Raw genomic sequence first — 11,862 nt, 5'->3', positions numbered from 1 at the left:
AGCCGTGATACGCATCGAAAAACTAAGTAAACGCTATGACGGCCGCACCGTGGTCGACGGCCTCGACCTGCACGTCTCCGGCGGTGAAATCTACGCGCTGCTGGGTCCTAACGGGGCCGGCAAGTCCACCACCATCGGCTGCCTGCTGGGCTTTGTCGAAGCGGACGGCGGCAACATCCAGCTGGCCGGATCGCCGCTGCTGCCGGCGCAAGCGGCGGTCGAACACGCCGCCTACATCGCTGAGAATGTGGCGCTGTACGAGCGCCTCACCGGCGTCGAGAACGTCGAATTCTTCATGAAACTGCTCGGCATCAAACCGGACCGGCGCGCGATCGAAGTCCTGCTGGAGCGCGCCGGCCTGCCGCAGCACGCCTGGCACCGCATGGCCTACGGCTACTCGAAGGGCATGCGGCAAAAGGTCGGCATCGTGATGGCGCTGGCCAAAGGAGCGAAGGTGCTGGTGCTGGACGAACCGACCTCCGGCCTCGATCCGGAAGCCAGCGTGGCCTTCGGCGATCTGGTGCGCGATCTCGCGGACCAGGGCGCGGCGGTGCTGATGGCGACGCACGACCTGTTTCGCGCGCAGGAACTGGCGGACCGCTGCGGCATGCTGGTGGGCGGCCAACTGGCCGGTGAATGGAAACTGGGAGAACTGAATGCAGGCGAACTTGAACGCAACTATCTCGACATCCTCGCGCGCCGTGCTTGAACGGCGCGCGGGAATGCGGCGCTGGCTGCTGGCCTGCGCCGGCGCCTGGCAGGCCGACTGGCGCGAACGCCGGCGCGACTGGCGCGTATGGCTGGTGATCGGCGTCGGCCTGGCGCTGGCCGCCTGCGCGGCGCTGCTGTCGTCGCTGGAGCTGCGCGCCACGCTGGATGCGCGCGCCGACGCGCAACTGGCGGAGCAACAACGCTGGTCGCAGCAGGGTAAAAAATATCCGCACGCGGCGGCGCACTACGGCGTATACGTCTTCAAGCCCTTGTCGGCGCTGGCGGCGCTCGATCCCGGCGTCGAACATTATGTCGGCGCCAGCGTGTGGCTAGAGGCGCATAAGCAGAATGAGCTGGTGTACCGTCCGGCCAACGACGAGCCGGGCGTCAATCGCCAGTTCCGCCTCAATCCCGCGCTGGTGCTGCAGGTGCTGGCGCCGATGGCGATGATCTTTCTCGGCTTCGGTATGTTCGCGGCGGAGCGCGAGCGCGGCACGCTGGCGGCGTTGCGCATCAACGCCGCGCCGCTGAGCGCCCTCGCCTGTGCGCGCGGTGCGGTGCTGTTGTGCCTCGCGCTGACGCTGGTGCTGCCGGCCTGCGTGGCGGTCGGCATCCTGGAGTGGACGCTCGACAATCGCAGCCCCTTCAGCGACGGCGGAACGCGCGCCGCGCTGTTCGCGCTGGGCTATCTCGTTTATCTGGCGACGTGGGCGGCGCTGATCGCCGGCGTCTCGGCATGGGCGGCCAGCCTGCGTACCAGCCTGGCGGTGTTGATCGGGCTATGGGCGCTGACCGCGTTGGTGATTCCGCGCACCGCCGTCGAGCTGGCGCAACTGGCGGCGCCGCTGCCGACCATGCAGCAGTTCCGCGCCGGACTCGATGGCGCGCTCGGCATGCCGGACGATCCGGAACAGGCCCGGCGCGACAAGGAGCAGGTGCTGCGCGACTATGGCGTCGGCGACGTCAAGGACTTGCCGGTCAACTGGGCGGGCATCAGCCTGCAACGCGGTGAGCAGCATGGCGACCGGATCTTCGACCAGCACTACGGCCGTCTGTTCGATGCCATGCGCGGGCAATCGGCCGCGGCGGCGCTGGCGGGATGGTTCTCCCCGTCGGTGGCGGTGGCCGGCTTGTCGAGCGCCGTCGCCGGCAGCGACACCGGGCATCACATCCAGTTCATCCAGGGTGCCGAGCAGCAGCGCCGGGCGATACAGCGGGTGATGAACCAGGCGATCACCGGGCATCGCGAAGTGAACGGCGCGCGCCACGACGGCGACCGCGATCTGTGGGACCAGGTACCGCCGTTCCGCTTCGTGTTCGACGCGCTGGAGATGGGCGGGCTGCTGGCGCGCCATCTGCTGCCCTTATTGACGCTCTTCGTCGCGAGCCTGGCGCTGTGCGGCGCCGGTTTGCGCCATCTACGCAACGGAAACCTACGATGAAACAGATATATACCTTGATCGCCTACGATCTGCGCAGCCAATTGCGCGAGCGCGGCACCATCCTGCTGATGCTGGCCGGCCTGTTGCTGGCGGTATTCGGACTGTATGAAGGCGTGCGTTTCGACCGTCACGGCCGTGACGCGGTGGCGGCGGCCGCCGCGCAACAGGCGCAGGCCAAAGCCGGGGCCAAGGACCTGGCGCAACGCTATTTCGCCGATCCGGCGGCGGTGGAATTCGCCGGCCTGCAATGGTACAAGACGCCGGTGGACGTGCGCGGCTACGCCTTTCGCGAGCATGTCGGCTTCGCCGGCAAGCCGGCCGTGCCGGGCGCCGCGCTGGCCATCGGCCAGGCGGATCTGCTGCCGGCCTACGTGCGGGTACGCGCTGAGTCGATGGAGTCGGTGCGCACCGCGCTGGAGATCGAGCACCCGGCGTTGCTGGCGGCGGGCCGTTTCGACCTGATGTTCTTCGTGGTGTATTTGTGGCCGCTGATTCTGCTGGCCTTGACCACCTCCGTGTTGACCCAGGACCGCGAGAGCCTGCGTCTGCGAGCCTTGCAGCTGCAAGGTGTGCGGCTGGGGCGGATGCTGGCGGCGCAGATCGGGGCGCGTGCGCTCGTGGCGACCGCAGTGTTGCTGGCGGTCTGCGTCGCGGGCGCACTCGCGCTGGGCGCGGTCGGGTTGGACGGCGCCGGCGTCGCGGCATTGCTCAAGTGGGGTGGCGTGGTGTTGTTGTATTCGCTGTTCTGGGCGGCGGTGGCGGTTGCCATCTGCGCGGTGTGCGGCAATCGCATGAGCGCCGCCTTCGCCGGTTTCGGCGCCTGGCTTGCGTTGGCGATCCTGGTGCCCGGCGCGATCACGGCGCTGGTCCAGATCGGCGCACCGGTGCCGCAGCGCGAGCGCTACGTTCAGGCGATGCGCGATGCCGGCGACCAGGTGGCGGCCAACAAGCTGGATAGCCTGGCGCGCTTCTACGACAGCCATCCCGATTGGCGGCCAGCGGGCTCGCTCGACAAGGTGTCGTCCAGCGTGACGCGCTTGCAGCGTGCGCAGGAGCTGGAGCGGGTCATGGCTGACGTGGACCGCCGGTTCGAGCAGGCCAGGCAGCGGCAGCAGCGCTGGTTCGATCGGGCATTGGCCTTTAGCCCGGTCACGCTGACTTATCAGGTGCTCGCGACCATCGCAGGCAACGATGGCGAGCGTCATCAGCGCTTTTTGGCCGAGGTTCAGCAGCACCAGCAAGGATTGCGCGACTATTTCCAGCGCACGATACAACTGTCGGCGCTGGGCGACCAGCGGCGGCCTTGTCCCGCGACCTGCCTGGGCGGCTACGGCTTCCGCGATTTCGATCAGGTGCCGGTGTTCGCGCCGTCGCCGGGCTTGGCGGGATTGTCGGCATGGCGATCCCGGTTGCTGCCGCTGCCGGTGTGGATCGCCATCATGCTGACGCTCGCCGCGCTACTGCTGCCGCGCACCACACCACGCTGGCGGGCCGCCTAGAACACCGCCAACGTCGCCGGACCTCTCCCAAACGCCGCAGTGCCAGCCGCATCGGCGCCGTGGGGTCGATCGCGTTGCGACGACGATTGCAGCAGCGCCGGCGACGGCCCTAGCGGCGATCGCGCCGCAGCGACGATTGCGGCAGCGTCGGCGATGGGCGTGACGTCGATCACGCTGCGCCGACAAATGCAGCAGCGCCGGAGACGGCCGTGGCGTCGATCGCGCTGCAACGACGAATGCGGCAGCGCCGGAGACTGCCGTCGCGTCGATCGCGCCGCAGCGACGATTGCCGCAGCGCCGGCGACGGCCGTGGCGTGGGTCGCGCTGCGACGACGATTGCGGCGGCGCTGGCGACGGTCGTGGCGTGGGTCGCGCTGCGACGACGATTGCGGCGGCGCTGGCGACGGTCGTGGCGTCCATCGCGCCGCAGCGACGATTGCGGCAGCGTCGGCGATAGGCGTGGCGTCGATCACGCTGCGGCGACGATTGCGGCGGCGCTGGCGACGGCCGTGGCGTCGATCGCGCTGCGGCGGCGATTGCGGCCGCGCCGCAACGGCCTGACATCGATCGCGCCGCGGCGCCAATTGCGGCAGCGTCGGCGATGGGCGTGGCGTCGATCACGCTGCGGCGACGATTGCGGCAGAGTCGGCGATGGGCGTGGTGTCGATCACGCTGTGGCGACGATTGCGGCAGCGCTGGCGACGGCCGTGGCGGCGATCGCGCTGCGGCGGCAATTGCGGCAGCGTCGCGACGGCCTGACGTTGATCGCGCTGCGGCGGCGATTGCGGCGGCGCCGGCGACGGCCGTGGCGGCGATGGCGGTTGGGACTGTCTGCGCGCTAAGGCTGCCGTCTGCACGCCTCAGAACGTGTGGTTGACGGTCAATTCGGCGCGGCGGTCGGCGCCGAGCAGCCACTGGGTCTGGTTGTAGTACGCCGTTTGCGCATAGCGCTTGTCGAAGATGTTGTAGCCCCGCGCCGTCACTGTGGTCGACGCGCTCGGCCGCCAGCGCAGCGCCAGATCGGTGGTGGTGTAGGCCGGCATCTTCAGCGTGTTGGCGATGTCGGCGTTGCGCTCGCCGACATGATGCAGGCCCGCGATCAAGGTCCAATCGGCGGCGACGCGATAGTTGGCGAACAAATTCGCCAAGCGCTTGGGCACATCGGTCGGCGTATTGCCATCGCGCGAAACCAGCTGGCCGCCGCTGGCCTCCGCGAAGTCATCGTAGCGCGCGCGCACCAATGCCAGATTGGACTCCAGCTTCCAGTCCGGCGTCGGCAAGAAGGAGAACGTCGCCTCCACCCCCCGCGACGATTGCCGGCCAACCTGGATGCTCTGCCCCACATTAGCCGGATCCCGCGTCAACAGATCCGACTTGACGATGCGGTACGCCGATAAAGTCCAATCCCCTGCACCCTGCCAGAAGCCCTGCTTGATCCCGACCTCGACCTGCCGCCCCCTGGCCAGATCGAACGCCGCCTTCGACGTGCTGGTGAACAGCAGCGCCCCAAGCGGATCGTGCGCCACCGAATACTGCCCGTACACCGCTGTCTGCGGCGCGATGTCGTACACCGTACCGAGACGATAACCGACATTATCGAAAGTCTTGTCGAACGACCGACTCGGCACAACCAGGTCGCGGCGCTCGATATCATCATGATCGTAACGCAGGCCGCCGATCAGCGACCATTGCGGAGTCAACTTCAGATTGTCCTCCATGAAGACCGCGTACTGGCGCGCCTTGACGCGATACTTCGGCGCGGTGCCGTCCAGATTGAAGAACAGCCCCGGATCGCTGTTATCGACATCGACCACGCTGCTTCCCGAGTAACCGGCGTTGTTGGTGTGCTTGAAGCTTGTGCGGTTGAACTCAACACCGGCCGCGAAGGTGTTGGCCAACCCGAACAGCCGGCCATCGACGCCGACCCTGGTCGCGTTGCCGACCTGCTCCTGATGATGCAGGATCTCGGTATAGTCGCCGCGCTGAATCAGACCTGACGCCGGCAACCACTCATAAGCCTCGACGTTGCGCCAATGGCGGCGGCTGTTGATGCGGTACAGCGTGCTGTCGACCGTCACGCCGGCCTGCGGCGACCAGTGCGCCGCCAGCGACGACTGCTGGTCACGATAGGTGATGATGCCGTCGCCGACATTGTAGTTCTTGTCGTAGGTGACAGGATCGAACTTGCCGTCGACCAGCGGCACGCCGAAATAGCGCATCGGCTTCTGCGCGCTCTGCGCATGCGACAGCGTCAGGTACAGCGACGGCGACACGTCGAAACGCAAGGCGCCGGAAAACGTAGCGTCTTTCGAATCCCCGCGATCGACCCAGTTGTCGCTGCGGTTGGCGCTGACGTCGACGCGATACGACCAGCGCTCATCGATAGCGCCGCCGCTGCCGAACGCCGCGCGCGCGGTCCGCTCGCTGCCGACGCCGAACTGTATCTCGTTCTGGACCGCGCCACGGGTCGGCTTCTTCGGAATCACGTTGACCACGCCGCCGATGGCGCCCTCGCCGTACACCACCGAAGCCGGGCCACGCAGCACTTCGACGCTCTCCACCGACCAGGTGTCGAACGGGAAGGTCAAGGCGCCGGCGCCGTACTGCTTCACCCCGTCGTACAGCTGCGTCACCGAAGACAGGTCGGTGAAGCCGCGCGCCGCGATGGCCGAGCCGCCGTTGCCCGGATGCGGAAACACACTCAGGCCGGCCGCCTTCCCCAGCGCATCCATGACGCGCGCGTCGCCCCGGTCCACCAGTTGCGCGCGGCTGATGCTTTCCACGCTGGCCGGCGTCTCCATCGACGTCAGGCCGAGGTAGGAACCGGTGCCCAGAGCGCGGTTCAAGCCCGCCTGCGCGGCGGCCTTGACTTCGACCACCGGCAGCGAATCTTCCGCCCACGCGGCGTGGACCGACAGCGCCAGCGTGGACGCCATCAACAACCGCTTCTTGCTCATCATCGTTTTCATCGTATTCCCGTTATTTGGATTTGATCGCGCCGATGGCGCTGTCGAGCAGCCAGACCGCCAGCATCGACGCGCCCAGCAAAGGGAAGATCACACCGGCGCCGACGGCGATGGCGACCACGCCGCGCGCCAGCCGGTCGCCGTCGCGGCGCGCTGGCGCGGCCAGGCGTCCGGATGGGCGGCGGCGCCACCACATCACCACACCGCTGACGCACAACACCATCGTCGCCACGCAACCCGCCAGCATCAGCAGCAGGTTCGGCCAGCCGTATTCGCCTCCCTGGTGCACGCTGACGCCCCATTCGGTGACACGGCCGAGCGGGCCGAAACGCGCGGCGCCGAGGTCCATCAGCACTTTGCCGCTGTACTGGTCGAGGTGGACCACGCGCTGACCGTCCAGCTGACCCGGCGTACGGATCGCGCTGTAGACGCCGCGTTCATCGCGCGGCAATGCCAGCCGGTAGCCGGTGCCCAGCTCCGAGGCCAGACCTGCGGCGCGCAGCGTCGCCACCGCCTGGTCGACGCCGATGGCGGCCGGGTTGTCGAGCGCGTTGTAGCGCGCACCGGCCATCGCCCTGCGCGACGCCGCCTTGTGCTCCGCGTGCGGATCGGCGGCCGAGGGATCCGACGCCGGCACCGGCTGCTGCTGCAGATTCCAAGGCAGCGCGCCCAGGTCTGCGGCCGGCTGGGTGGACTTCGGCACGTTGCGCCACATGCCGTCCGGGACACCGAGTCCGTGGTCGCTCATCCAGCGGTTCATCTGCTGGCCCCAGAAGATCGACCACGGCAGCCCGGTCAGCGCCAGGAACAGGATCACCACGCCGGCATACGCGCCCGATACTGCGTGCAAATCGCGCCACCAGACGCGCCCCGCCGCCTTGCCGCGGATGGCGAGCACGCCCTGACGCCGGCCGCGCGGCCACCACAGATAAGCGCCGCTCAGCACCAGCACCACCACCCAGCCGGCGACGATCTCGATCACCACCTTGCCGCCATCGCCGACCAGCGCCAGCGAGTGCAGATGTTTAATGGTGGTCATGAGGCGCGACGACTCGTCCAGCGCGCCGGCCACCACGCCGGTCGCCGGATCGACAAAGACCTGCAACGTGACGCCATCGGCCGCGACGATATCGACCTGCGCGGTGTAACGGCGGTCGTCCGGCAACGTCAGCGCCTTGACATGCCCCGGATGCGCTTGCAGCGCGTTGCGGATCAGCAGGGACGCCGGCAGCGACGCCGGCCCGTCGCCGGCACGCAGCAACACATCCGCATACACCAGATCATCGATCTGGCGATGGAACAAGTACAGCGCGCCGGTGGTGGCAAGCGAAAAGATCAGCGGCAGGCAAATCAGGCCGGCGAAGAAATGCCATCGCCAGACGCGGCGATACAAACCGCCGCCGGTGGCGGTCGGGGAAACGTGATCGGACATAGTGGCTTACTCAAAAGAGCCGTACAGGCGAAAGCCCGCCACGCACGGCAAAGCACTTCAAGACATCAGGGAAAGGGAGAGACAGGCCGTGAGCGCGGCGAGCTTAGAACGCAGGCGGGCCGCGCGACTGCACGCCATGCCAGGCGAACAGCGGCTGCGGCGCGTGATAGAACAGTCGCGGCGCCCAGCGCACCAGATGCAGCACGGCGCTGGTGTAGGCCGGCGCCGGCGGCAGCGCCGGCAGGTCGGCCTGCATCGAGCAGTAGCCGCAGTCATCGAGCTGCAGCGCCAGGCTATCGCCCGACGCGTGCGTATGCACATGCGACATGCCCTCGCCGGCCGCATGGCAGAACGGGATCGCGATATTGTCGGGCGCCGACGCGAGCCACCGCGACACCGCCGGCGCCAGCGCGAGCATCAGCATCGCGAACAAGGCGATGCGGGCGATGACGACAATGGAATGCTGGCGCAGGTACATGACTTAACCGACGATGACGAATGGCGGTATTCTAACCCAGCCGCCCGCGCGCCGCATCAGGTTCAGGGCTGAACTTTGTGATCCTCCGCCTGCGCCTCCTCCATCGCCGCCGGCTCCAGCTCCTCGGCCGAGCGGTTCAGGTGGATGAACACACCCCACGCCGCCAGCAGCACGCCGACGCTGCACACCAGCGCCCCCACGTACAGCAGCTCGGTGAGATCGTTGTGCACCGCGTGGAAGGTCGCGACCAGCCCCTCGATGCCCAGCGCCACCACGATCACCACGAAGAAGCGTGACAGGAAGCGCCGCACGCGGGTCGGTGCGCTGATGTCGGCGTCGCGCACCACCTCCTCCTCGACGATGGTCTCGGCGATCTGCAAGGCCACCACGGCGGCGGCCAGGATGCCGATCGCTTCGATCACCTCCTGCGCGGCGGCCAGCCCGAGGTCGAGGCCCGCCGCCTCCCAGCCCATGCGGGCGCCGATGACGATCAGGAACAGCGCGCCGGCCGTGAACAGCAGCGCGATCAGCGCGTGCACCAGGCCGAAGGCCAACATCAGTTTTTTCATTTGGGGTACCTATTCAGTGATGTCCGCATTGTATGGCGATATTTCCGCACGTAATGTTCGCTACATATCATATGGCGCGGCGGATATTGGATAATATGATGTCACTACAAACACCGAAGGGATGGACATGACCGCTCGCCCGCTATTCGCCTTGCTGCTGTGCGCCGCCGCGCCGTTCGCCTTCAGCCAGATGCCGCCCAAGGACACCGTGTCCGGCGCCAAGGACCATCCGCTGCTGTCGCGCTTCGAAGGCGCCAAGCTGGTCGGCTACCAGGTCAAGGAATTCGACGAGGCGGTACTGCCCGCCGGCAAACGGGTCGCCGACAAGAACGGCCAGCCGGCGTTCGAACAGACGCTGACGCTGGAAGGCAAGCATACCCGCATCGCCTATGTCTTTCCCAAGGAACGCTCGTCGCTGGAAGTGATGCGCAACTACCAGGCCGCGCTCGACAAGGCGGGCTTCAAGACCGTCTTCGCCTGCGCCAAGGAGAATTGCGGTAGCGCCTTCGGCGAGTTCTGGAATGAAAAACGCGTCAGCGATAACTTCATCCAGGGCGGCGAGATCGCGTATGCGCCGTTCAACTACGGCCGCATGGAGCCGCGCTATCTGCTGGCCAAGGGCGCGACCAAGGACGGCCGCCCGGTCCACGCGCTGGTGTACACGGTGGCGCCGGTGCAGGACAAGAACGGCGGCCTGTACCTGGAGGTGGTCGAAGGCAAGGCGATGGAGGGCGGCAAGGTCAGCGCCAACCTGGACGCGGCCGCCATGGCCAAAGGCATCGCGGCCGAAGGCAAGGTGGCGGTGTACGGCGTCTACTTCGACACCGGCAAGTCCGACGTCAAGCCGGAATCGAAGGCGGCGCTGGGCGAAATGGCCAAGCTGCTGCAGCAGGACGGCAAGCTGAAAGTGTACGTGGTCGGGCATACCGACAACCAGGGCGTGCTGGCGCAGAACGTCGATCTGTCGCAGAAACGCGCCGAAGCGGTGATCAAGGCGCTGGCGGCCGACTACAAGGTGGACGCCAAGCGCCTCAGCGCCAAGGGCGTGGCCTCGTACGCTCCGGTGGCGTCGAACGACGCCGATGCCGGTCGACAGTTGAACCGTCGCGTGGAACTGGTCAAGCAATAACATGGCACAAATCTATCCCACCGGCTGGCAGGAAATGTCGGCCACCGGCAGCGCGGCGCGCGAGATCGAGACGCTGACTTACCTCAGTGCCGCGTTGGCCGAGGCGCCCTACCGCATCTACCACGGCGTCCACTGGACCAACGTCGAGAAGGGTTTCTCCGCCTACGACGAGATCGACTTCATCATCGTCGCGCCGAACGGCCGCGTGCTGTTGATGGAGCAGAAGTCGGGCTTCCTCAACGAAACGCCGGACGGGCTGGTGAAGCATTACGCCGGCAAGCCGCGCAAGGTGGCCAACCACATCATGCGCTCGATCAAGGGGCTGACCGAGCGCTTCGGCAGCGAGCTGTCGATCGACTACCTGCTGTACTGTCCCGACTACATCGTGCGCGACCCGCACCTGGCCGGCATCGACCCGCGCCACATCATCGACGCCAACAGCAAGCAGCGCCTGGCCGAGGTGATCCGCGAGACATTGCCGGTGACCGACGCCGTGCCGAACGAGCAGCACGACAAGGTCACGCGCTTCCTCGGCAACATGCTGAGCCTGCGGCCCGATCCCAGCTCGATGATCGGCAACGCCGCCGAGATGGTGGCGCGGCTGTCCGGCGGCTTGGCGACCTGGGCGCGGCGGCTGGAGTTCGAGCCGTTCCGCCTGCACGTGGTGGGCACGGCCGGCAGCGGCAAGACCCAGTTGGCGCTGGCCGAGTTCTCCGCCGCGCTCGACGCCGGCCTGTGTCCGCTGTACGTGTGCTACAACCGGCCGCTGGCCGATCATATCGAAAGCCTGGTGCCGCGCGGCGGCCGGGTCACCAGCTTTCACATGCTCAGCGACGCCTTCGCCCGCGAACGGGGGCAGACGCCCAACTACGCCTCGCCCAACGTGTGGGAGGACATTGAAGCGCAGATGACCGCCTCGCCGCTGCCGGAAAGCTGGAAATACGACGTGCTGATCATCGACGAGGGGCAGGATTTCTCGGTGGCCTGGCGCGACATCCTGCTGCGCATGCTGCGCGACGAGGGCCGCGCGATCTGGCTGGAGGATCCGAACCAGAACCTGTACGGCCGCGACAGCGTGCCGCTGCCGGGCTGGGTCAAGCTGCACTCGGACACCAACTACCGCAGCCCGCGCCAGATCGTCAAGATCCTGGCCTCGATCGGCGCGACGCAGTCGCCGGTGGAGGCCGGCAGCCCGTTCAAGGGCGCCGACATCGAGGAGCTGACCTATCCGGAGGGCGACACCGAAGCGATGCTGGCGCAGACGCGGCGCGCGGTGACGTTGTGCCTGGGCGCCGGCTTCGCGCGGCACGACATCGCGATCGCCTCATTCCGAGGCCGGGAAAAGTCTGAGATCCTGCACCTGGACCAGTTGAGCGAGGTGCATACGCTGAAGTCGTTCACCGGCGAGTACGACCTGTTCGGCAATCCGCAGTACCGCGACGGTGGGCTGCTGGCGGAATCAGTGTACCGCTTCAAGGGTCAGTCGGCGCCGGCGATCATCTTCACCGAGATCGACTTCGCCGAAATCGACCAGCTGGTGCTGCGCAAACTGTTCGTCGGCATGACCCGGGCGCGGCTGAAACTGGTGCTGGTCCTCAGCGAGCGGGCCGAGCAACAGCTGCTGGACCGGATTTAA

At 67.2% G+C, this 11,862-nt stretch carries 10 protein-coding genes; 6 read left to right on the top strand and 4 right to left on the bottom strand.

Annotation, left to right across the window (positions count from 1 at the left end):
• Positions 1 to 4 precede the first annotated feature (4 nt).
• From GW587_RS18725 to GW587_RS18710, 4 genes are all read left to right on the top strand, one after another.
• Positions 5 to 709 (top strand): ABC transporter ATP-binding protein, encoded by a 705-nt coding sequence (locus tag GW587_RS18725; RefSeq protein WP_166105982.1) that lies wholly within the window; start codon positions 5 to 7, stop codon positions 707 to 709.
• Entirely contained in the window at positions 669 to 2,153 is a 1,485-nt protein-coding gene (locus GW587_RS18720; protein WP_166105980.1) for a DUF3526 domain-containing protein, read from the top strand. The genes GW587_RS18725 and GW587_RS18720 overlap by 41 nt, the downstream gene beginning before the upstream one ends.
• Positions 2,150 to 3,652, top strand: a complete 1,503-nt coding sequence (locus GW587_RS18715; RefSeq protein ID WP_166105978.1) for a DUF3526 domain-containing protein — start codon at positions 2,150 to 2,152, stop codon at positions 3,650 to 3,652. Before GW587_RS18720 ends, GW587_RS18715 begins: the two co-directional genes overlap by 4 nt.
• 209 nt (positions 3,653 to 3,861) lie before the next feature.
• Positions 3,862 to 4,494, top strand: coding sequence for a hypothetical protein (locus tag GW587_RS18710; protein WP_166105976.1), 633 nt, complete (start codon positions 3,862 to 3,864; stop codon positions 4,492 to 4,494).
• Positions 4,495 to 4,512: 18 nt separating this feature from the next.
• On the opposite strand, the gene GW587_RS18705 is transcribed toward GW587_RS18710, so the two are convergent.
• The 4 genes from GW587_RS18705 to GW587_RS18690 all read right to left on the bottom strand — a co-directional run bounded on the left by GW587_RS18705 (position 4,513) and on the right by GW587_RS18690 (position 9,097).
• Positions 4,513 to 6,621 carry a TonB-dependent receptor gene (locus tag GW587_RS18705; protein ID WP_229259535.1) on the bottom strand — a complete coding sequence of 703 codons (2,109 nt, stop codon included), beginning with the start codon at positions 6,619 to 6,621 and terminating at the stop codon, positions 4,513 to 4,515.
• 10 nt (positions 6,622 to 6,631) lie between these two features.
• Complete coding sequence (locus GW587_RS18700; protein ID WP_166105974.1) at positions 6,632 to 8,050, bottom strand: PepSY-associated TM helix domain-containing protein; 1,419 nt, start codon at positions 8,048 to 8,050, stop codon at positions 6,632 to 6,634.
• 103 nt (positions 8,051 to 8,153) lie between these two features.
• On the bottom strand, positions 8,154 to 8,528 hold the full coding sequence (locus tag GW587_RS18695) for a DUF2946 domain-containing protein (RefSeq protein WP_166105972.1): 375 nt from the start codon (positions 8,526 to 8,528) through the stop codon (positions 8,154 to 8,156).
• A 62-nt stretch (positions 8,529 to 8,590) separates the two neighbouring features.
• Positions 8,591 to 9,097 (bottom strand): hypothetical protein, encoded by a 507-nt coding sequence (locus GW587_RS18690; RefSeq protein ID WP_166105970.1) that lies wholly within the window; start codon positions 9,095 to 9,097, stop codon positions 8,591 to 8,593.
• 127 nt (positions 9,098 to 9,224) lie between these two features.
• Here GW587_RS18690 and GW587_RS18685 point away from each other — a divergent pair, with 127 nt between their 5' ends.
• Positions 9,225 to 10,226, top strand: a complete 1,002-nt coding sequence (locus tag GW587_RS18685) for an OmpA family protein (protein ID WP_166105969.1) — start codon at positions 9,225 to 9,227, stop codon at positions 10,224 to 10,226.
• A 1-nt stretch (position 10,227) separates the two neighbouring features.
• Positions 10,228 to 11,862 (top strand): ATP-binding domain-containing protein, encoded by a 1,635-nt coding sequence (locus GW587_RS18680; protein WP_166105967.1) that lies wholly within the window; start codon positions 10,228 to 10,230, stop codon positions 11,860 to 11,862.

The sequence above is a fragment of the Duganella aceris genome (assembly GCF_011090165.1).
GTDB lineage: Bacteria > Pseudomonadota > Gammaproteobacteria > Burkholderiales > Burkholderiaceae_D > Rugamonas > Rugamonas aceris.
This window is presented reverse-complemented; position numbering and strand designations above follow the sequence as displayed.